We start from the raw sequence: 504 nt of genomic DNA, 5'->3' as shown, positions 1-504 counted from the left end.
CTGCTTGGCGCTGGCGGAGATTTCCGGCAGGAAACGCGAGTCGGACGTGCCAGCGACGATCCGAACGGCCTGCAGGCGCAAGGTGGCCTGCTGCAGGTCGAGATTGCCGGCGACCGCCTGATCGACCAGGCCATCCAGCGCCGGGTCGGCCAGCACCTTCCACCACTGCCTGGCGTCCACCGCCACGCCCTGGCCCTGCGGTACCTGGGTCCAGGCGCTGGGTGTGCGATCAGGCAGGTCCGGGACGGGCACCGACATGCAGCCGGCCAGGGCCAGGGTTGCCAACACCGCACCGGGGCGCAGCACTGCCTGCAGGGAGAGTCCGCGCCCGGTCCTGGGCACTGCCACTGAAGTGATACGCCTGACCACCAGCCCGCCAACGTGTAGAAGGAGCATGAAGGCTACCGTGCGATTGTGGAGCGAACATGGAGAATTGGTCCGAAAAAGGTCACAGCACGCGTGCGGTTCAGGCAACGCCGATCCAGCCTTTCACTACGCTTTCAA

The 504-nt window shown here is 66.5% G+C and carries 1 pseudogene; it reads right to left on the bottom strand.

The window, feature by feature from the left end:
- Nucleotides 1-285 (bottom strand): annotated as a pseudogene (locus F6X68_RS33100) (hypothetical protein); the annotation flags it as partial.
- Between the last annotated feature and the right edge of the window lie 219 nt (nt 286-504).

Source organism: Micromonospora sp. AMSO12t, from assembly GCF_008806585.1.
In the GTDB taxonomy this organism is placed as follows: Bacteria; Actinomycetota; Actinomycetes; order Mycobacteriales; family Micromonosporaceae; genus Micromonospora; species Micromonospora reichwaldensis.
This window is presented reverse-complemented; position numbering and strand designations above follow the sequence as displayed.